18 protein-coding genes are annotated in these 21,580 nt (G+C 40.7%); 9 read left to right on the top strand and 9 right to left on the bottom strand.

All coding sequences use genetic code 11. The features are described from left to right. Positions 1–30: 30 nt before the first annotated feature. Positions 31–3,618 (bottom strand): pyruvate:ferredoxin (flavodoxin) oxidoreductase, encoded by a 3,588-nt coding sequence (gene nifJ / locus G6W45_RS07065; protein ID WP_194168001.1) that lies wholly within the window; start codon positions 3,616–3,618, stop codon positions 31–33. A gap of 169 nt (positions 3,619–3,787) precedes the next feature. Here nifJ and G6W45_RS07060 point away from each other — a divergent pair, with 169 nt between their 5' ends. The 4 genes from G6W45_RS07060 to fldA all read left to right on the top strand — a co-directional run bounded on the left by G6W45_RS07060 (position 3,788) and on the right by fldA (position 6,615). Next, the gene (locus G6W45_RS07060) at positions 3,788–4,951 is read left to right on the top strand and encodes a sugar transporter (RefSeq protein WP_194168000.1); all 1,164 of its coding nucleotides are present in this window, start codon (positions 3,788–3,790) and stop codon (positions 4,949–4,951) included. Positions 4,952–5,083: 132 nt separating this feature from the next. After that, positions 5,084–5,395: a DUF2325 domain-containing protein gene (locus G6W45_RS07055; protein ID WP_002939277.1), complete on the top strand. Its 312-nt coding sequence runs from the start codon at positions 5,084–5,086 to the stop codon at positions 5,393–5,395. A gap of 3 nt (positions 5,396–5,398) precedes the next feature. After that, positions 5,399–6,112: a UDP-N-acetylmuramate--alanine ligase gene (locus G6W45_RS07050; RefSeq protein WP_107696043.1), complete on the top strand. Its 714-nt coding sequence runs from the start codon at positions 5,399–5,401 to the stop codon at positions 6,110–6,112. A gap of 11 nt (positions 6,113–6,123) precedes the next feature. Next, a complete protein-coding gene (gene fldA, locus G6W45_RS07045; RefSeq protein ID WP_054197172.1) occupies positions 6,124–6,615 on the top strand; it encodes a flavodoxin FldA in 492 nt (163 codons plus the stop codon). Between the two features lie 33 nt (positions 6,616–6,648). Here the strand turns inward: fldA and G6W45_RS07040 are convergent, their stop codons facing one another. The 6 genes from G6W45_RS07040 to G6W45_RS07015 form a co-directional block, all read right to left on the bottom strand. Then, a complete protein-coding gene (locus tag G6W45_RS07040; RefSeq protein ID WP_194167999.1) occupies positions 6,649–7,386 on the bottom strand; it encodes an amino acid ABC transporter ATP-binding protein in 738 nt (245 codons plus the stop codon). Next, the gene (locus G6W45_RS07035) at positions 7,386–8,054 is read right to left on the bottom strand and encodes an amino acid ABC transporter permease (RefSeq protein WP_021089366.1); all 669 of its coding nucleotides are present in this window, start codon (positions 8,052–8,054) and stop codon (positions 7,386–7,388) included. Before G6W45_RS07035 ends, G6W45_RS07040 begins: the two co-directional genes overlap by 1 nt. Positions 8,055–8,077: 23 nt before the next feature. Then, positions 8,078–8,830 (bottom strand): amino acid ABC transporter substrate-binding protein, encoded by a 753-nt coding sequence (locus G6W45_RS07030; protein WP_194167998.1) that lies wholly within the window; start codon positions 8,828–8,830, stop codon positions 8,078–8,080. 9 nt (positions 8,831–8,839) lie between these two features. After that, the gene (locus G6W45_RS07025; protein ID WP_194167997.1) at positions 8,840–9,592 is read right to left on the bottom strand and encodes an amino acid ABC transporter substrate-binding protein; all 753 of its coding nucleotides are present in this window, start codon (positions 9,590–9,592) and stop codon (positions 8,840–8,842) included. Next, entirely contained in the window at positions 9,592–9,732 is a 141-nt protein-coding gene (locus G6W45_RS07020; protein ID WP_194168061.1) for a hypothetical protein, read from the bottom strand. The genes G6W45_RS07025 and G6W45_RS07020 overlap by 1 nt, the downstream gene beginning before the upstream one ends. 225 nt (positions 9,733–9,957) lie before the next feature. Beyond that, positions 9,958–13,410, bottom strand: coding sequence for an acyl-[ACP]--phospholipid O-acyltransferase (locus tag G6W45_RS07015; RefSeq protein WP_194167996.1), 3,453 nt, complete (start codon positions 13,408–13,410; stop codon positions 9,958–9,960). Between the two features lie 168 nt (positions 13,411–13,578). Between G6W45_RS07015 and mnmG the strand changes: the two genes are divergently transcribed. The 4 genes from mnmG (at position 13,579) to G6W45_RS06995 (ending at position 18,423) form a co-directional block, all read left to right on the top strand. Continuing rightward, the gene (gene mnmG / locus G6W45_RS07010; protein ID WP_194167995.1) at positions 13,579–15,444 is read left to right on the top strand and encodes a tRNA uridine-5-carboxymethylaminomethyl(34) synthesis enzyme MnmG; all 1,866 of its coding nucleotides are present in this window, start codon (positions 13,579–13,581) and stop codon (positions 15,442–15,444) included. Positions 15,445–15,618: 174 nt separating this feature from the next. Next, on the top strand, positions 15,619–16,122 hold the full coding sequence (gene petA / locus G6W45_RS07005) for a ubiquinol-cytochrome c reductase iron-sulfur subunit (protein ID WP_021091707.1): 504 nt from the start codon (positions 15,619–15,621) through the stop codon (positions 16,120–16,122). A 10-nt stretch (positions 16,123–16,132) separates the two neighbouring features. Then, on the top strand, positions 16,133–17,377 hold the full coding sequence (locus G6W45_RS07000; RefSeq protein ID WP_103641610.1) for a cytochrome b: 1,245 nt from the start codon (positions 16,133–16,135) through the stop codon (positions 17,375–17,377). A 2-nt stretch (positions 17,378–17,379) separates the two neighbouring features. Beyond that, positions 17,380–18,423 (top strand): c-type cytochrome, encoded by a 1,044-nt coding sequence (locus G6W45_RS06995; protein WP_194167994.1) that lies wholly within the window; start codon positions 17,380–17,382, stop codon positions 18,421–18,423. Between the two features lie 755 nt (positions 18,424–19,178). Here the strand turns inward: G6W45_RS06995 and G6W45_RS06990 are convergent. Together G6W45_RS06990 and G6W45_RS06985 are read right to left on the bottom strand one after the other, a co-directional pair. Beyond that, positions 19,179–19,466, bottom strand: coding sequence for a hypothetical protein (locus G6W45_RS06990; RefSeq protein ID WP_021091759.1), 288 nt, complete (start codon positions 19,464–19,466; stop codon positions 19,179–19,181). Between the two features lie 44 nt (positions 19,467–19,510). Next, positions 19,511–20,596 carry an MBL fold metallo-hydrolase gene (locus tag G6W45_RS06985; RefSeq protein WP_194167993.1) on the bottom strand — a complete coding sequence of 362 codons (1,086 nt, stop codon included), beginning with the start codon at positions 20,594–20,596 and terminating at the stop codon, positions 19,511–19,513. A gap of 413 nt (positions 20,597–21,009) precedes the next feature. On the opposite strand from G6W45_RS06985, the gene G6W45_RS06980 reads away from it, so the two are divergent. Further along, positions 21,010–21,579: a 4Fe-4S dicluster domain-containing protein gene (locus tag G6W45_RS06980; RefSeq protein WP_021091760.1), complete on the top strand. Its 570-nt coding sequence runs from the start codon at positions 21,010–21,012 to the stop codon at positions 21,577–21,579. Position 21,580: the final 1 nt, after the last annotated feature.

Genomic DNA, 21,580 nt, shown 5'->3' with positions numbered 1-21,580 from the left:
CGTCAAATTTGAGCGAGGGAAATTTGCGCCTTACTCGGCGTTTTCATTATCATGAGCTTCTACGCCAGACTCGACCTCATCGCTAAAGTCGGCTAAGCTTAGGCGTTTTAGCTGACGGTAGCGTCTTTGCGCGTCGGCCTTGTTTTTAGCCAGCAGCTCGTCTGCGTGCTGCGGGTTAGTTTTTTTAAGCGAGTTGTAGCGAACCTCGTTTAGCAAAAACTCCTCGTAAAGCGACCAATCCGGCTCTTTTGAGGTCATTTTGAGCGGATTTTTGCCCTCTTTGATTAGGCGTGGATCGTAGACGTAGGTCGGCCAGTAGCCGCATTTGGTCGCTAGCTCGCCTTGACCTCCGGAGTAGGCCATACCGCCCTTGATACCGTGCGCGATACACGGCGAATACGCTATCACGAGGCTAGGTCCGTCGTAGGCTTCGGCTGCGGCGATGGCTTTTATCGTGTTTGCTTGGCTCGCGTTTGAGTTGATTTGAGCTACGAAGATGTTTCCGTAAGTCATCGCGATATAGCCAAGATCTTTTTTCTGCATCGGCTTGCCGCTAGCGGTAAACTGCGCTATGGAGCCCGCGCGGCTGGATTTTGAGCTTTGGCCGCCGGTGTTTGAGTAGACCTCGGTGTCAAGCACTAGCACGTTTACGTTCTCGCCGCTAGCTAGCACGTGGTCAAGCCCACCAAAGCCGATGTCGTACGCCCAGCCGTCGCCGCCGATGATCCACTGAGATTTTTTGACGAGATATCTTTTTAGCTCTAAAATTTCTTTTACGCCCTCTACGTCTAAATTTTGCTCCAAAAGAGGGATCAAAATTTTAGCGATTTGCGTCGTTTTCTCGCCGTCGTTTTTATGCGCGATCCAGTCGGAGTATAGCGCGGCTAGTGCATTTGGTGCGGCGTCTTTGGTACGTAGCATGATGTCCTCGATGCGGTGGCGCAGCGTCTCTACCGCGACGTTCATACCCATGCCAAACTCCGCGTTATCCTCAAACAGCGAATTCGCCCACGCTACGCCCTTGCCCTCTTTGTTCGTCGTATAAGGCGTCGAAGGCGCGCTACCGCCGTAGATCGAGCTACATCCGGTGGCGTTTGCCACGATCATACGGTCGCCGAATAGTCTCGTCACAAGCCCGATATAAGGTGTCTCGCCGCAACCCGGGCACGCGCCGTGAAACTCAAACAGCGGCTGCGCAAATCCCACGCCCTTGACGCTATCTTTGCTCATTAGGTCGTCTTTGTAGGTTACTTTTTTAAATAAATAATCGGCGTTTTCCTGCTCGTGTCGCTCCATCTCCTCGGCCAAAGGCACCATGACGAGCGATTTTTCCTTGCTCGGGCAAATTTGAGCGCACAGCTCGCAGCCCGTGCAGTCAAGCGGGCTAACTTGGATTTTGTATTTTAGCCCTTTTACCTCTTTGCCTTTGGCGTCTAGGACGTGATCTTGTACCGTTTGCGGCGCGGCGGCGAGCTCGTTTTCGTCGATGAGAAACGGCCTGATCACCGCATGCGGGCAGACGAAGGCGCACTGGTTGCACTGGATGCAGTTGCCCTCGATCCACTTTGGCACCATGACGCCGATGCCGCGTTTTTCGTATTGCGTCGTGCCTGATTTAAAGTGTCCGTCCTCAAAGCCAACAAAGGCCGAAACGGGCAGGCTATCGCCCCTAGCGGCGTTGATAGGCTTGACGATTTTTTCTATAAATTCGTCGCCGACGTATTTTTCCTCGTTAGCGGCGTCATCCGTCAAATTTGCCCAGCTAGGGTCGACCGCGACCTTAACCAGCCCGTCCGCGCCCATATCGATGGCCTTGTAGTTCATCTCTACGATCGCTTCGCCCTTTTTGGCGTAGGCTTTGTGCGCGTACTCTTTCATATATTTTTGAGCGTCGACAAATGGGATGATGTCTGCAAGCTTAAAAAATGCCGACTGCATAATCGTGTTCGTACGGTTTTTTAGCCCGATCTCGCGAGCTAGCTTAGTAGCGTTGATGATGTAGAAATTTACCTTTTTAGCGGCCAAAATTTTCTTTACTTTATTCGGCAGTTTAGCGACCGTCTGCTCGGCGTCCCAGATCGAGTTTAGCAGGAATGTCCCGCCCTCGCGGATACCGTCTATCACGTCGTAAATTTCAAGATACGCCGCGACCGAGCAGGCTACGAAGTGCGGATTTGAGACGAGATAGGTCGAGCGGATCGGGTTTTTGCCGAAACGCAAATGCGAGCGCGTGTAGCCGCCTGATTTTTTGCTGTCGTAGGCAAAATACGCCTGCGCGTAAAGCTCGGTTTTATCGCCGATGATTTTGATGGAGTTTTTATTCGCCCCAACGGTACCGTCCGCACCAAGGCCGTAAAATAGGCACTCTTTCACGCTCTCGTCGCTTAGCGAAATTTTCTCGCCGACTTTTAGCGAGGTGAAGGTCACGTCGTCTTCGATGCCCACGGTAAAGCCGTTTTTAGGTTCGCTTAAATTTAGATTTTCAAAGACGGCTAGCATTTGCGCAGGATCGACGTCTTTTGAGCTTAGGCCGTAGCGACCGCCCACGATCACGGGCTGATTTTTGCGTCCGTAAAACGCTGCCTTGACGTCCAGATATAGCGGCTCGCCGAGGCTTCCGGGCTCTTTCGTGCGGTCTAGCACGGCGATCTTTTCTACCGTCTCAGGCATCACGTCAAAGAGGTATTTTAGGCTAAACGGACGGTATAGATGCACTTTTAGCACGCCTACTTTTTCGCCCTTTGCGCGCAGGTGATCGACGACTTCTTCTAGAGTTTGCGTAACAGAGCCCATCGCGACCACGATGCGCGTAGCGTGCGGATCGCCGTAATAATTAAACGGACGATAATCGCGTCCCGTGATTTTTGAAATTTCTTTTAGATACTCGGCCACGATATCAGGCACCGCATCGTAGTAGCGGTTAGCTAGCTCGCGCGTCTGGAAGTAGATATCGTCGTTTTGAGCCGTACCGCGAGTTTTCGGGTTTTCAGGGCTTAGCGCCTCGTCTCTAAATTTCTGCAGAGCCTCGCGGTCAAGAAGCCTATCAAAATGCGCATAGTCAAGCACCTCGACCTTTTGTATCTCATGGCTAGTACGAAACCCGTCGAAAAAGTGCAAAAACGGCACGCGACCTTTGATCGCCGCTAGATGCGCGACGCCCGCGATATCCATGACCTCTTGCACGGAGCCGCTTGCCAGCATGGCAAATCCCGTTTGGCGACAGGCATAGATATCCTGATGATCGCCAAAGATAGAAAGCGCCTGAGCCGCGATAGAGCGCGCGCTCACGTGGATAACGCCTGGTAGCAGCTGGCCTGCGATTTTGTACATATTGGGGATTTTTAGTAAAAGGCCTTGCGAAGCCGTGTATGTCGTAGTTAGCGCGCCTACTTGCAGCGAGCCGTGCACGGTGCCCGCAGCCCCGCCCTCGCTTTGCATTTCGACTACCTTAACCGGCATGCCGAATAGATTTTTCTTGCCCTGAGCCGCCCACATATCGGTGTAATCGGCCATCGGCGAGCTAGGGGTGATCGGGTAGATGCCCGCAACCTCCGTAAATGCGTAAGCCGCGTGCGCCGCAGCCTCGTTTCCGTCCATAGTTTTCATTATTTTAGCCATTTTTCCGCCTTAAATTTTCTTACGATTTTTAAAAATCTTTTATTATAGAGATAGTTTCCAAAATCTACTATTAATCTATGTCATTAATAAATTCTGAGAATTTTGCCTTTTAAATTACTAACTTTAAGTAAAATTCCATTACCTTAATGAAAAAATTTAAGGATAAAATTTGATAAACGTTCATAGGGTAGCCTATTTAAGGGTTATAGCTCTTGCTTTTTGTGCTTTTATATTTAACACTACTGAGTTTGTCCCAGTGCCACTTTTAAGTGATATTGCAAAAGATTTTGACATGAGCACGGCTGATACCGGTCTTATCATCACAATTTATGCGTGGAGTGTTACGATACTTTCTTTGCCACTTATGCTTTTAACTGCAAATTTAGAACGAAAATCTCTTCTTTTAAAGGTTTTTATCGTATTTGTTTTAGCTCATACGCTTTGCGCCTTTGCTTGGAATTTTAAAATTTTAATTATTGCTCGGTTGATGATAGCTATTGCCCATGCTATTTTTTGGGCTATCACTGCTTCACTTGCTGTTAGGCTAGCACCGATAAATAAAAGCTCGCAAGCTCTTGGATTGCTAGCTCTTGGTACATCGCTAGCGATGATACTTGGTCTACCACTTGGAAGAATTTTAGGTGATGCACTTGGTTGGCGTGTGACCTTTGGACTGATCGGAATTTTTGCTGTTGGTGTTGGAGTTTGGCTATATAAAATTTTGCCACTTCTGCCAAGCAAAAACTCAGGCTCGCTTAAAAGCTTGCCAGAGCTTGCAAGAAATGGCCTTTTGATGGTCGTATTTTTACTAACTGCAATTATCATAAGCGCGCATTTTAGCACCTATAGCTACATTGAGCCATTTGCAAAAGATATCAGTGGCTTTGATGGGAAATTTATCACAATATTCTTGCTTATATTTGGCGTTGCTGGTGTAGTTGCAAGCCTGCTTTTCTCTAAATTTTATAAGCTTATTCCAAATGCATTTTCAGCAATTTCTATCATGCTTATTTTATGTTGCTTGCTTGTGTTAAATTTTATTGCTAAAAATGAAGTTTTAATGCTAGTCTTGGCCTTTGTTTGGGGGCTTGGCATAGCTGGTGTAAATATGAGTTTTCAAATAAAAGTGCTAAATCTTGCCTCAAATGCAACTGATGCTGCAATGGCGATATTTTCGGCTATTTATAACATAGGCATCGGAGCAGGGGCGCTAATAGGGCATCAGACGATAGTTCATTTAGGCGAGCAAAATATCGGTAATGTTGGTAGTTTTTTTGCCGCAAGCGGACTTATCATATTTTTGTTTACGGTATCTAAGATTAAAAGAGTTTAGATGTTTAAATATCTGAGTAAAACGTTACAAATTTCTACATATAAGTGATAATAAATATCATAACTAAGAAAAATTTTAGTTAAGCTTCCTTATAATCATTATCAGAAAATGAATAAATTTTAGGAGCTTATTATGTCAGTTTTAGTTATCGGTGCAGATGAGATAACGCCTATCAAGGCAGTTTTACATGATTTGGGAGCTGAGAAGATAGAACACTGGGATGCTAGAAATGAAAACCGCGTAAATCGCAAGCCAATCCCTCAAGATACCGAGTGTGTGGTGATGCTAACTAGCTTTTTAAACCACAACACTATGAAGACTATTAAAACTCAAGCAAAAAAGAGAAATATTCCAATTGTTTGTGCAAAAAGAAGCGTTAGCTGCGTATTTTGCGAGTACTGCAAGGTCTTTGGGCTAGATAAGGAATTTGGATGCAAAGAATAATCAATGAGATTCGGGCTTTTATCAGATATTGGCGAAATAACTCCAAATATTTTTGCAAAGCTTGATAGGCTTTCACGTGCAAAAATTTTTATTGCACTTTATAATTCTGGCGTAGAAAGTGAGCTAAAAATACCACTTTCTTACGCTAAATTTCTAAATTTCAAAGAAATTTTTGAAGCTAGGATAAATTTCCTACTTCGCGAAAAATGTCTAAATTTTAAGCCAGCAGATCGCTTTTGTTTTTCATCAAATATCATCATAAATGCTTATTTAAAAGGCGACTTTTCAAAGATCAAATTTATAGCAAAAGAGCCAAAAATGGCGGCTGCAAAGATGATAAAAATGCTTTATGTAAGTGGGAAATTTGAGTTTTGTATCGATGCGGCACAGATGTTTTGTCAATTTGTTTATGATAAAATACGCCTCCGCCATCAAGATAAAGAGGTCATGCTAAATAGCGGTGTCATCTCGGTCAAAAAAGATGGTAAAAATTTGCTCAGCGTCATGCCAAGCTTTAAAAAAGTGAGCTTTGATGATATGAGAAATTTAAACGACGATATAGATAGAGCTGTCGGTGTGCTTGGTCACGAGTGCGAGATGGTTTATATCGTTTTTCCTAGAAATGAGGAATTTAGGCGACACGTTGAGGTTAGGCACTGTTATGCGAGAGGTTTGATCAAGCTTGTGCCTTATACGATTATTAGTAAAATTTTTTAAAAAGGATAAAAATGATAGGTATAGTTTATGGAAGCAGCATGGGAAATACCGAAGATGCAGCAAAACTTATAAGTGAGGGTCTAGGCCTTGAAAATGAGCTTTTAAACGTTGCTGATGTAGACGCAGCGAAGATAAATAGCTTTGATAAGCTAATTCTTGGTACATCAACCTGGGGTAGTGGCGATCTTCAAGATGACTGGGATGCGTTTGATTTTAAGGCGCTAAATTTAAGCAGTAAGACGGTTGCTGTTTTTGGTATGGGTGATAGCGAGAGCTACTCTGATGAGTACTGTAACGGCATGGCAAAGCTTTATGATGAGGTCGTAAAAGCTGGTGCAAAAGTAGTTGGTGAGGTTAGCACTGATGGATATACATTTGATGGCTCTGATGCTGTAAGAAATGGAAAATTTGTAGGTCTAGCACTTGATGCTGATAACCAAAGTGATAAAACTGAGGGTAGAATTTCAGCTTGGATCGAGCAGATAAAACCTCACTTTGCTTAATGTAATTTTAGCTAGATTTTCTAGCTAAAATTTTCATATATCCATAGCTGAGATGAAGCTTTTTATCCTCTCATTTTGGCTGTTAAAAAACTCATCTACCAAGCCATCAAATGCGATCACACCTTTATCTAAAAATAAAATTCTATCAGCTATCTTTCTAGCAAAATTCATATTATGAGTAACGATGATCATAGACTTTTTCTCTTTTGCAAGAGATAAGATGACTTTTAAAACTTCAGCCTCAAGCTCTGGATCAAGCGCGCTTGTAGGCTCGTCAAGTAGCAAAAAGTATGGATTTACAGCTAGGGCTCTAGCGATGGCTACACGCTGTGCTTGTCCGCCTGAGAGCCTGTTTGGATAGGTATCTTCTTTGTGGCTAAGCCCCACTTTAGCTAAAAGCTCTTTTGCCTCTTTTATTGCTTCGTTTTTATCCTTTCTTTGAACATAGATCGGAGCTTCGGTGACATTTTGAAGCGCTGTTAGGTGTGGAAAGAGATTAAAGCTTTGAAAGACCATACCTGTTTTTTTGCGAATTTCTAAAAGCTCTTTTGAGCTAAGCTTCTCTTTAAAATTTACAGCTCTATCATCTACCTCTAAAATGCCACTTTGTGGGATCTCAAGTAAATTTATGCATCTAAGAAGCGTTGATTTACCACAACCAGATGAGCCAACGATCACGGTCGTTTGTCCCTCTTTGAAGCTTGTGTTTATGTTATCTAGCACCAAATGATCGCCGTAAGATTTGCTTATATTTTTAAAATTTATAGCCATTAGACATACCTTGAGACAGCTTTTTCAAGCCTTGATTGAAGATAAGTTAAGAGTGTGCAAACCACTAGATAGATGAGTGCTGCTAGGATGTAGAGGATGAGTGGCTCAAAGGTCCTTGCTGCGATCCTTTGAGCGACCATAAACATATCAACCATCGTTATAGAAGCTGCTAGTGAAGTGTCTTTAACAAGGCCTATAAATGTGTTTGAAAGTGGCGGCAACGAGATCCTTACTGCTTGAGGTGCGATGATACGCTTTAAAATTTGATAGTGCGTCATGCCAAGCGATGTTGCAGCCTCCCACTGACCTTTTGGCACAGAAAGAATGGCAGCCCTTACGGACTCAGAGGCATAAGCACCCACGTTTAGACTAAATGCTATGGTAGCAGCACTCCAAGTATCAAGTGTGACGCCGATGCTAGGAAGTCCGTAAAATACGATAAAAAGCTGCACAAGAAGTGGCGTACCGCGAAATATCCAAACATAGGTGGCAAATATAAATTTTAAAATTTTTATATTTGAAAGCCTTGCTACTGCTGTGATAATGGCGATGACAAGCCCTAGCGAAAACGAGAGTAAAGTAAGTGGGATCGTCACTTTTAAAAGTGCGATGATCATCGGTAGTGTCGAGCTTGAAACAAGCTCGATCACTCTATCTAAATTTTCCATTTTTGCCTTGTTGGTTTATAAATTTATTTTGAGACGTCTTTGCCAAAGTAGCTTTTTGAGATAGCTTCTAGTTTGCCTTCTTTTGAAAGTTCATTTAGAGCATTTGAAATTTGCTCTGCAAGCTCGGCATTGTCCTTTTTAACAGCTGCTGCTGTGTAGTCTTTCTCGTCAAGTGAGGCAGCTATCTTTACAGGTGCATTTGGGCGCTCTTTTATGAAGTCGTAAAATACGATGTTGTCTCTTACAACAGCATCTACGCGTCTTGATATAAGAAGCTCCATACTTTTAGCAAAACTATCTGTTACGACGTGTTCAGCGCCGTATTTTACGGCGACTTTCGCCCAGTTGCTCGTAGCTGAGTCGGCATTTTTTTTGCCTTTTAGGTCGGCAAAGCTTTTTATGTCGTTATTATCTTTTCTAGTGATGATGGCACCAAATGTCACAGTATAAGGCACTGAAAAAGCATACTTTTTCTTTCTCTCGTCAGTTATACTTACTTGATTAAATACAACATCGGCCTTACCAGCGTCAAATGCAGCAAGCATCGCATCCCAAGGGGCTGTTAGAAACTCAACTTTTAAATTTAGCTTTTGCGCTACCGCTCTTGCGATATCTACATCGTATCCCACTAGCTCATTTTTATCATTATAAAATGTAAAAGGCGCGTAAGTACCTTCAGTTGCTACTGTTAGCACGCCATCTTTTATAGTTTTTGCTTGTAAATTTAGAGCCATTGCAAGCACAGCTACTACTTTTAATAAATTTGTAAATTTCATTTTGATCCTTTATTTTGAAATATCTTTTCCAAAATATTTCATCGAAATTTCACTTATCTTGCCCTCGGCTTTTAGCTCATCAAGCGCTTTGTTTATCGCTTCTAGTAGCTCGGTGTTGCCTTTTTTAACGATTGCAGCTGTTGGCATCGGCTCGTTGCTTGTGTATGCGATTTTTAGTGGCGCATTTGGGCGTTGTTTGATGTAGTCAAAAAATGTAACGTTATCGTTTATCGTATCATCAGCTCTTTTTGAGATGATAAGCTCCACACCTTTGCTAAAGCCATCAGCTACGACCACTGTTGCGCCATTTTTCTCAGCTATCGCTGCCCAGTTGCTAGTCGCAGAGTGCACACTCTTTTTGCCTTTTAGATCAGCAAAACTTTTGATGTCGTTATTATCTTTATGCACGACAATTACCGGATATGGCATAGTGTAAGGTACGCTCATACCATACTTTTTCTTTCTATCTTCGTTTATGCTAACTTGGTTAAAAACAACATCTGCTTTGCCAGCATCAAAAGCAGCTAGCATCGCATCCCAAGGAGCTGTTAGAAACTCAACTTTTAAATTTAGCTTTTGCGCTACCGCTCTTGCGATATCTATGTCATATCCTACTAGCTCGCCCTTTTCATCGTAAAATGAGTAAGGTGAGTAAGTGCCTTCAGTTGCGACGATAAGTTCGCCTTTTTTGATAGTTGAAGCATTTAAATTTAAAGCTAAAAAAGCACCTGCGATCAAGCCAAAAATGGGCTTAAAATTCATTAATTCTCCTTATTTAAAATATCTTTGTCGAAGTATTTAAGCGAAATTTCGCTTAAAGCTCCTTCCTTGCTAAGCTCATTTAGGGCAAAATTTATCTTAATTAGCAGCACTTTGTTACCTTTTTCTACGTTATAGCCCATTTGTTCACTATTTGTATAGCATCATCTTTTATGATCTGCCAGTAAAATTTTGTAAAAGTAGAATTTAAAGAGAACAAGCATGCAACTACGCAGACTGCACCAAATTTAAAAAGCAATAGAAATTTTTATACAAAACTCTTTGCAGAAAATTTTTAAGATTTATGCAAATATCAGTCGCAACTGCAACCTGGGTAGTATTTTGTCACAAAGAAAGAGGGCGGTGCCTCACTCCGCTAGAAGTGAGACTGCTAGAGCTTTTACGCCCTTAAAATCAACTTTGCCGCTTGCAAGTGTTGGGATATCATCAACGATGAAGATATAGCTTGGCATCATTATAGGAGCAAGGCTACTCTCTTTTAAAATTTGCTCTAAATTTTCAGGCTCTGTGCCACTTTTTACTAAAAGTGCGATCGCTTCGCCCTTTTTACTATCTGGCACATTTGCGCTGCTAAAGACAACGTCGCCCCCAAGCACCTTTGTAAGCTCTTCTTCGACGTTTCCAAGGCTTATCATCTCGCCGCCTATTTTGGCGAATCTTGAATATCTATCGACGATAAATACAAAGCCGTTTTCATCGATGTGGCCTTTATCGCCAGTTTTATAGTATCTTACGCCATCAATGTGCGTGATGACCTCGCTTGTTTTAGCTTCGTCGTTTAGATAGCCCTTCATCACCTGCGATCCGCCGATGACGATGAGCCCGTCTGTGCCAGTTTCTAGCTCTTCAAGTGTCTCTGGGTCGATTATTTTTATGATAGTGCCAGGTAGAGGCATGCCAACGCTGCCAGGTCTATTAAATGTAAGCTCTTTTAGGCTCTCTTTTTCTAGGATATTTGGCATATTTACAGCAGCTACCGGTGCCGTTTCTGTCGCGCCATAACCTTCATAAATTTCTATGCCAAATTTGAGCCTAAACTCATCTTTTATCTCAGGTTTTAGCTTTTCAGCCCCAGCTACGACCATTCTGGCACTTTGAAACATTAGTGGATGAAGCTTTTTGTTTCTGGTGTAGAGCCTAAAGAAGGTCGAGGTGCCAAAGATGATGCTAGCGCTGTGTCTTGCCGCCATTTTGCCGATAGTCGCTCCGTCTGTTGGGTCAGGCACGCTTACCATTTTTATGCCCTCGCAAAGTGGCATGAGCGTGGTGACCGTTAGTCCAAATGAGTGAAAAACAGGGAGTGAGTTTAAGATCACGTCATCTTTTTTGAAATTTAGAAGTTCGCTTATTTGCTTAATGTTTGCAAGTAAATTTTTGTGACTTAGCTCGATGCCTTTTGGCTCGCCCTCGCTACCGCTACTAAATAAAATGGTAGCCGTATCTTCTAAACTTACACGCTTAAAATAGCAAAGCTTAATAAGCCAAACTGGGGCAAAAAAGGCAGTTAAAAGCGTTAAAAATTTCTCTTTTTTTGAGACGCTAGCTGAGAGATCTTCTGCAAATTTAGCCTTGCCACTCATCGCATCTTTTAGATCAAAGCCTTTAAGCGCTAGTTTTTCAAGAAATTTGCTAGAGGTGATGACTGTGTTTATATCTGCCTTTCTTAGGGCGTGATTTAGCGAGGTCTCATTTAGCGTATAGTTTAAATTTACGCTCACTTTGCCCATGGCAAGAAGCGCCATATTTACGATAGCTGCGATGCTTGAGCTAGGCAGCAAGATGCCTATATTTTTCTCATCTTTTAGCTCGCGTTTAAAAATTTTGATAAAGACTAAAACAGCTGTTATAAATTTCAAGTTGCTCAAATTTAACCCAGTGCTGTCGCTCACGCACTCTTTAAATTTCTCTTCTTTTGCATTGCTTAGCCACTCCTCGGTTAGTGGTTTTTGTCTTGAGATAAAGCTCTCCCACGATGAAAAGCTAAGCTCAAGCACCTTTTGCTTCATCTTTGCAGCGTTTATAAATGTGGTTATCGGCTTACCAAAGGCGACGATGATGTCGCGTCTGCAGTTTTTAGAAGTAAGATCTTTGTAAAATTTACTAGCTCTTGAAAAGCTCGAGCCCCAAAGGCCACGAAGGTAAAATGGCACGATGCAAACTTCTTCTAGATCTCTGATGATAAGCTCAAAGCCCTTTTGAAACTCATTTATCTGGCCGTTGTAGCTGATGTGGCCCTCTGGAAAAAGCGCGACTACTTCGCCATTTTTTAGGCACTCTCTAACTAGTTCGATCGACTCTTTGCTCGCCCCTGCGCCTATTGGGATCACTTTAAAAAATTTAAAAATTTGCTTTAGATACCATTTGTTATAGATCGTTCTATACATGACAAATCTTATGCCCCTTGGGCTTGCAGCTTGAAGCACGAGCCAGTCGATCCAGCTGATGTGATTACCAAGAAGTAGCGCGCCGCCACTTTGTGGTAAATTTTGAAGCCCCTCAACGAAAAATCGGTACTTTGTCTTTAAAAATGGCAGTAAAAGTAGCCTTGTGAAAAGATGTGGAAGCTGCAAAATAGCGTAAAAACTGCCGATTAGGCAGACAAGTGCTGTAAAGACAAAGAGCCCAGTGGTTGAAATTTTAAAATATACTAAACCTATGCCAATAGCTAGAAATAGCAACATTGAGACGTTTTGTAAGAAGTTATTTGCCGCCATTATCTTGCCGGTAGTCTTTTGCGGGGCAAAGTATTGGATCATCGCATTTAGCGGCACTATAAAAATTCCACCAAAAAAGCCAAATGCAAATGAGCTAAGGCTCACTACGCCGATGCTTGAGCCAAATGCGAAAAATAAAAGTGAGAAAAATATACCAATAGCGCCCATCGGCACGATACCAAGCTCGATGTGAAGCTTTGACATAGAGCCAGCCACGTATGAGCCAAATGCGATGCCTATGGCGCTTGCTGCAAGTATTGCTTGCACCGCTAGCGAGCTGTCGTCATTAAAAACGGCTTTGTAATGAGCTGGAAAAGCTGCGATGATGATCTGAGAAATTCCCCAAAATATACTAAGTCCAGCGATGCTTAGCCAGATATTTTTATCTGACCTTACTTCTTTTAAATTTTCTCTTAAATAGCTAAGGCGAATATATTTTTTAATATCAAAATTTTCGCTTGTTTCGTCTTTTTCATCAATGCAAGGTAACTTATAGGCAAAATATGCTTCAAGCGCGCTAAATACGACTAAAAAGATGCCAATAGGATAGACGCTTTTTAAGATCTCTTCTGAGTTTCCACCTTGAATATATAAATTTTCAAATATAAATGAAAATAAAAATGAGCTAAAAAGTATAGCAACGATGGTGAGCGCTTGGATGATGCCATTTGCTGTGCCAAGGCGCTCAGGGCCGACTAGGGCTTTGATGATACCGTATTTTGCTGGTGAGTAGATCGCACTTTGAGCAGCCAGTATGAGCGTTAAAGCAAAGGCTACGCCAAAAGCACCTGCAAGATAGCTAAAAAGCACCGCGACACTAATGACAAGGCCAAAAATAGCACAAATTCTTATGACTTTTGTCTTTGAGAATTTATCATTTATAAAGCTTGAGGGCGAGAATAAAAAGATAAATGGTAGCAAGATCATTGCGTTTATGACAGCTGTTAAGATAAAAAGTATGTCGCCATCGTATGTTTTTAAAAGAACGTTTTGTATGGTTATTTTGTGTGCTAGATCGACGCTTGCATTTAAAAATGCGATCGCAAGGTAGGGCAAAAAGCCAGCAACTTTTAATAAACTCATCATAGAAAGACCTTTGTGATTTTAAAAATTTTGTAAATCTAACAGCAAAATATTTAAAATATTATTAATAAAAAACTCTACATTAAATTTGGTAATAAAAATTTTTTAAAAATTTAAATTTTATATGCTTTTGGATAAAATCACGCAATCAAAAATAAGGAAAAATTTATCATGAACTATGAAATCATCGTCGTTGGCGGCGGACATGCAGGTATTGAGGCAAGTCTTGCAGCAGCCAGAATGGGCAAGCAAACTTTACTTATCACGATCTTAGCTGAACAAATAGGCGCCGCAAGCTGTAATCCAGCCATTGGGGGCCTTGCGAAGGGACATCTTGTAAAAGAGATCGACGCGCTTGGCGGTCAAATGGGGCTTACGACTGATGCTGTTGGCATCCAGTTTCGCGTGCTAAATGAGAGCAAAGGCCCAGCAGTACGTGGTAGCCGCGCTCAGATCGATATGGATAGATACCGCGTTTATATGAGAAATTTGCTTTTAAATACTCCAAATTTAGAAATTTCTCAAGAGATCGCCACTGAAATTTTAAGCGAAAATGGCGAAGTAACAGGCGTTAAAACCCACCTAAATAACATCTATAACGCAAAAAAGGTGATAATTACCACTGGCACATTTTTAAATGGGCTAATTCACGTTGGATTTAACAAACTAGAAGCCGGCCGCGTGGGCGAGCTAAGCGCAAAGGATCTAAGCGGCAGTCTAAGGGAGCTTGGGCTAAATTTAGGTAGGCTAAAGACTGGAACATGTCCAAGGATCGATGCAAAAACGATAAATTTTAAAATTTTAGAAAAGCAAGATGGCGATGAAAAGCCAGTTGCATTTAGCTTTAGAACTAAAAATTTCTCACCAACGCAGCTGCCATGCTATATCGCCTATACAAACGAAACTACGCATGAGATAATCCGCTCAAATTTCGACAAAGCGCCACTTTTTACAGGCCAGATCGAGGGTATAGGACCAAGATATTGCCCTAGTATAGAGGATAAGATAAACCGCTTTGGCGACCGCGACAGACACCACCTTTTCATAGAGCCTCAAACACTTGAAGCTACAGAGTACTATATAAACGGCTTTTCGACTAGCTTGCCTTATGAAGTGCAAGTGCAGATGTTACGCTCCGTAAAGGGTTTTGAAAATGCAAAAATCGTAAGGCATGGATACGCCATCGAGTACGATTACGTCGAGCCAACACAGCTAAAACACAGCCTTGAGACCAAAAAGGTAAAAGGGCTTTATCTAGCTGGACAGATAAATGGAACGACTGGATACGAGGAAGCTGGCGCTCAAGGGCTAATGGCTGGTATAAATGCAGCGCTTTCACTTGATAATAAAGAACCACTTGTCTTGCGCCGCGATGAAGCTTATATTGGTGTTTTGATCGACGATCTTGTTACAAAAGGGACAAAAGAGCCATACAGGATGTTTACGAGTAGGGCGGAGTACCGCTTGCTTTTGCGTGAGGAAAATGCCATTTTAAGGCTTGGCGGATATGGCCATGAGCTTGGACTTATTGATGATGAGACTTTTAATGAAATTGAAGCTATCAGGCAAAATTTAAAAGATGGGCTTGCTTACCTTAACAATACTCAAATTACGCCAAGTAAGCAAAATTTAGAGCTTTTAGCCAGCCTTGATGAAGAGCCGATCAGTCAAAATGTGAGCCTTCAAAAGATTGTCGCACGTAAGAGCTTTACAGCTGAGAAACTAAGAAAGCTTGATCAGAAATTTTCAAATTTGGATGATGCGAGTGTGGATCAAATTTTAACCGAGTGTAAATATCAGCACTACATAAATGAGCAAAAAAATCAGATAGAAAAAATGAAAGATATGATGGATGTGAAAATTCCTGAAAATTTTGACTTTAGAAGTGTTAGTGGTCTTAGTAATGAAGTGGTCGAAAAGCTTGAGAAATTTGCACCGCCTACGCTCTTTGCTGCGAGTGAAATCTCAGGTATCACGCCAGCTGCGATTGATATCTTACATATTTATATAAAGATGAATGAGAAAAGGCTTGGCTGATTTTGATTTTAGATTTATTTCAAAAAGCCATAAAGCTTAAAATTTTTATCTTAAAATCAAGATTTACGTTTAAGCTAAAATTAACATTATTTTTGCAGATTATATTTAGAAATTATACTTTTTTAATTTTTTGAGAGTATAATCGTTAAGAATTTATTTATAGAAAGGAATTTAATGTCAGTAAAGCAAGAAAGACGTAGCTTTATCGGCCTTGCGTTTGGTGCTGTGGCAGCTGTCGGCGGCGCTATGTCACTAGTGGCTGTTAAAAAGACTTGGGATCCGCTTCCAAGCGTAAAAGCTGCTGGTTTCACAACAGTTGATCTAAGTCCGATCAAAGATGGAGAAATGAGGCAGGTTGAATGGCGTAAAAAGCCTATTTTCATCCTTAAAAAAAGTCCTGATATGGCTAAAAATGACAAAAGAGATGTTGTTGTAGGGGATGCTAGATACGTAGTTCTTATCGGACTTTGCACGCATCTTGGCTGTATACCTGAGTATAAAGCAAGTAAACAAATGTTTGTATGTGCCTGTCATGGTGGCGAATTTAATGCCGACGGAATGCAAACATACGGACCTCCTCCAAGACCACTTGATATACCACCATTTAAGATTGATGGAACCAAGCTAGTTCTAGGCGAAACAAGCCCAGAATACGAAAAATTAGTAGCAAAAGCTTAGGAGGATAGCAATGTCTTTAGCTCATAAATCAACTGGCGTTATTGACTGGCTTGATCAACGCCTAGCTTTTACAAAACTTATGAAGGTTCTAGTTAGCGAATACTGGATACCAAAAAATATAAATTTCCTTTGGGCAATGGGCGTTATTTTAACAACGCTTTTTATGCTCTTAATTGTTACTGGTTTTTTACTTTTAATGTATTACAAACCAGATGTAAATTTGGCATTTGATAGTGTAAATTATACTATCATGCAAGAGGTCGAGTATGGCTGGCTTTGGCGTCACATTCACGCAGTTTCAGCCTCTACGATATTTCTTATTATGTATATTCACTTGCTTACTGGACTTTACTATGGTTCATATAAAAGAGGTAGGGAAGTCATTTGGATAAGTGGTATGGTGCTATTTATCTGTTTTTCAGCAGAGGCATTTAGTGGTTATATGCTTCCATGGGGACAGATGAGCTACTGGGCGGCAACTGTTATCACTCAGCTTTTTGGCGGTGTGCCAGTTATTGGTGATGCTTTAGTTGAGTGGATTAGAGGTGATTACGCAGTTGGCGACTCAACACTTACTAGATTTTTTATGCTTCATGTTTGTTTATTGCCACTTGTAACGATAGCTGTTTTGGTTATTCACTTCTACTCTTTAAGAGTTCCACACGTTAATAACCTAACAAGCGAAGATATAGACTTTGAAGTAGAGGCACAAGAGTATTTACACGGCGATAGAGCAAAATCTAAAGTTATACCATTTTGGCCAGGATTTTTGGCAAAAGACTTTATGTATGTATCATTCTTTATGATATTTGTCATCTATCTTGTTTGCTATCACTTCAACTTTGCAATGGATCCTATCAACTTTGAGCCAGCAAATCCACTAAAAACCCCACCACATATCTATCCAGAGTGGTATTTCTTGTGGCAATATGAAATTTTACGTGGCTTTTTCTTTGATATAGCCGGAATTTCTGCTTATAACATTGGTCTTATCGCGTTTGCGTTTGCGGGTGTTGCATTCATGCTTATACCTCTTCTTGATAGAAGCGACCTTGTAGCTCCAGCTCACAAAAGACCACTATTTTTTATATGGTTTTGGGTCTTAGTTATCGATCTTATCGTATTATCTATATATGGTAAGCTCCCAACAGGTGGTTATAATGACTGGATAGGGTTTTATTCGTCATTGCTATTCTTGTTCTTATTTATAATTGCGTTACCAGTTATAACAATACTTGAAAGAAAGAGGGGCTAATTATGAAAGAGCTTAAAATTTTTGCCATTGTTGTTATTCTTTCAGGTGTTTTATATTGGGGTATTGAGCCTTATGCTCACACAAAACTTCATCCACACACTGCAAATGCTGAGTATAACTTCTCAAAAGAAGATACTGACTATGCAAAGCACTTTTTAGAGCAAAAAAAGGCAGCACTTGAGACTGCTAAGGCTAGCGGAAATAAGGCAAGTATAGACGCGGCTACAAAAGATGTAGAAGTAGCACAAAAAATTCTTGATGACTATACAGCATTTTGGAATGATATTAACTCTATCGATCTTACAAAAGGTGACGCCACAAGGGGTGCTGATACCTTTGTAGCAGCAGGATGTACAGGATGCCACGGTATAGAAGCAGCAGGTATGCCAGCTGGTATGGATGCTGAGACAGCTAGTCAAAGCTTTGGTGTAGTACCACCAGATCTTAGTACCGCTGGTAAAATTTATGATGATAAATTCTTGGCCGCACTCATTAAAAATCCAAATATGGCTTTAAAGCTAACTCATAAATTTAACGACGAGCATCCATTTCCGATGACCGCATTTATGGGTGCTGGTGGTGATATAAATGCTGAGACTGCCGATATAGTAGCTTATTTGAAAAAAGTATCTGCTGATTATGAAAAGGCAAATAATAAGATCACTGAAGAAAAGGTTTTCGCTGATGCATGTCAAAGATGTCATGATATAAAATATGACAAAAAATATGCATTTAGCAACAAAGTAAGCCTTGCTGCTTATATGGGCTCAAACCCACCTGATCTATCGATGATGATCCGTTCAAAAGGCGATGAGTATTTACATAAATTTATAAACGATACTCAAAAGATGCTACCAGGTACCGCAATGCCAAGAGTTGGTTTAAATAAAGCCGCTGAAGACGACGTGGTAGCTTATATTCAAAAAGTAGGCGACAAGAAGAAGGCTGAGCGCGAGAGCACAGGGCTTTATGTCATGATCTACTTCTTTATATTAGGAATTTTTGCTTGGCTTTGGAAACGCAAAGTTTGGAGCGAACTACACTAAAATTTAAGAGCCTCTTTGGCTCTTAAATCCTCTCTGGTAAATTTACATATATAAATAGGTATTTTTTAAATTCGTTTTTGTAAATTTGATCAAATACTCTTACAAATTTTAAAATCTTACTCACTCGCATTAGCAACTTACCAAATTCAGGTCTCGTTATCACTTGCCACCGAATTTGCAAGCGTGATATGCTCGCTCATAAATTTTAAAATTTACCTGACACTTGCTTGATGTAAAATACATGCGGCGCAAAGCGCTATCGCATGCTCTCTAACGTGCAAGGGGTTTTTACTTCGACTTCGTCTCGTAAATGCAAGCAGACAGGGGATTTAAAAAAGGAGATAAGGGTACGGCTTCGTAATTCAAGTCCCCTTATCTCCCTTTCGAATAAAGTTTTTAAATTTAAAGTCTATATTTTTAAAAATAGAAATTTACTATTTTGCAAATTTTAAAACTTTCATTCACTTGCAAGAATTGGCTACTAAAATCTGGCTTCACTTACTGCTTAGCTCAAATTTTAGAGCCAAAATTACTCGTTTATGAAATTTTAAAGATTTGCCTAAAACCTAAAGCAGTAGTATGCCTATGCCACCATGTAAGCTATGAATGCACAAGCGTTTCGGTAGAAAATAGAAATATATCTGAGTTTTAACGGTCGCTATTTAAATAAATTTATTTTAAGCAAATCACTCACTAAAACCCGCTAATTTTCACAAGAATAGTAAAATTTAGCTCCACATCAAGCCTATTTAAAATTAAATTTCCTTGGCGATCTTGCTCATTTTATTGAGTAGTTTTTCACGTTCATTTGGCTTTAGGTTGCCGTATTGAAGCTTTGTTATCATCTGCATGAAGTCAAATTGTTTAAACATTTGCGCATCGCTTTTTAGCTCTTTTTCTAGCTGTTTATAAATTTTTTCAGTCTCTTTATTTGCTTTTTCTAAATTTTGTAAAAAGCTTCCAGTTGCGCTCATATCAAGGTCGTTTTTTGCAGCTTTATCGATGACATTTTTTAGATTTGCTAAATTTTCAGAAATTTTCATCTGCATTTCCTTTTGGATTTTAAAATTTAGAGCAAATTTTATTCCTAAATTTTCTCCCACCACTTTTTTCTAGGCGGATTTTGTGCGGTGAAAACTTCTCCGATCATCGGCGTTGCGTAGTTTAGCTCAAGTTTTGTCGCTGCCTTTTCAAAACGCTTGATCGGCTCATCCCAAGCGTGATAAGATAGATCAAATTTGCCCCAGTGCACCGGCATACCAAGCTTTGCACCAAGATCTTTTAGTGCTTGCGCTGACTCCTCTGGCTTCATATGCACGTAAGGCCAGCCATCGCCGTAAGCACCATTTTCTATAAAAACTAGATCAAAGGCGCCAAATTTCTCATTTATCATCTTAAAATGCTTGCCGTATCCGCCATCTCCGCTAAAATAAAAGCTAAAGCCAGCCCCTTCAACCGCCCAGCCACCCCAAAGCGTCGTATTTCTTTTAAATGTGCGCCCACTAAAGTGCCTTGAAGGACAAAACATGAAGTTTAAATTTCCTATTTTTTGATCACCAAACCAGTCAAACTCATAAATTTTGTCTTCATCAACGCCCCATTTTACAAGGTGAGCTTTTACGCCAAGCGGCACTAGAAATTTGCAAATTCTATCCTTTAGCTCGAGTATTGTTTTGTAATCAAGATGATCGTAGTGATCGTGCGAGATGAGGGCGATGTCGATCGCATCTGGGTAGTCGCTAGCGGTGATAGCATGCTCGTAGGTAAAGGGCTTACCGCCAATTGACAGTGGAAATGCTCGGTGCAAAACAGGGTCAGTGACAATGGTTTTGTCATCAAGCTTACAGATGAGGCTAACGTGCCCAAGCCAGATAAACTCGCCATTTTTGAGGGCTTTTGCATCAAATTTTAAATTTGGCAAAGGCTTAGTTGGTAGCTTACCTTTTGGTGGAAAGAGCGCTTGCGGAATATAATTTAACATAGATGCTTGCGGATTATTTTTTACCATATCAATCGTTGGTTCTAAATTTATAAAAACTTTGCCGTTGAAATTTGGCGAAGCCTCTATCAGCTTTTGGCTCTTGGCGTCTGGCACGCCACCAAAAACCGGGGCGAATTTTATAAAAGCAAAAACTGAAGCGATAAACAAAACTATAACTATAAAAATTCCCATAAAAAGCCTTTAAATTTAAAGGCCGTATTATATTTTAGATTTTTAAATTTCAGTTTTATTTAATTAACCCGAGCTTAAATAATTAACTTTTAAATTTAAAGTTAATTAAGATATTTTTACTCTTTATAGGAAAATTTTATTAATAAATATTATCCTTTAGCAAATAAATATACCTAAAAATCGATACTTAATAGATAATCTTAAGAATATATAAAATAAAAATTTAATTCTAAAAATACAAAATTTGTCAGATAGATGACGGAATTTATTCATTATAAGTTATAGAATTATTACAAAAATTAGGAAGGAGCGTTTGAGATGTTAAATAAAAATTTAACTATCTCTATTTTGGTGACTAACCATCACTTTAAAAGTGAGCAGGGCAGTTTAGCCTTGTTTAATGGGAGGAATTTATGAAAAAACATAAATTTGTGATTGCCGATTATAAACGCTGTATAGGATGTGCGACCTGCATGGCTGCATGTTTTAAGAGCGCTTATGAACGCGGCAAGCTGTCACGTGCAAGGCTAAGTGTGCTAAGAGAAGCTACTGGCGTTATGCCAACTCAGTGCAGACAATGCGACGATGGTCCTTGTGCGAATGTATGTCCAACTGGGGCATTGCGATTTAATGATAATTGCATCGAGCTTCACGAGGAAATTTGTATAGGCTGTAAGATGTGCACGATCGCTTGTCCTTACGGTGCGATAAGCTCAAGTGCAGAGCTTATGCCTTCAGTAAATTACGCTGTCGAGCCAAAGTACAACCTTGAGATAGAGTCACAATCAGGTGCAAAAAATATCGCTGTTAAATGCGATATGTGCTTTGGTCGTGAGAACGGACCAGCTTGTGTTGATGTCTGTCCAACGAGTGCTCTTGTTATGATTGATCCAGAAGAGGGCAAACATAAACTTGGCAAGAGGATAGACTATGAAGCAGCGAATAAATTTGCTACTAAAATTTTAAACGGACAAGGAGCATAAG

The organism is Campylobacter concisus (genome assembly GCF_015229955.1).
Lineage (GTDB): Bacteria > Campylobacterota > Campylobacteria > Campylobacterales > Campylobacteraceae > Campylobacter_A > Campylobacter_A concisus_AT.
The sequence above is the reverse complement of the archived record's forward strand: the minus strand, read 5'-3'. Positions and strand labels throughout refer to the sequence as shown.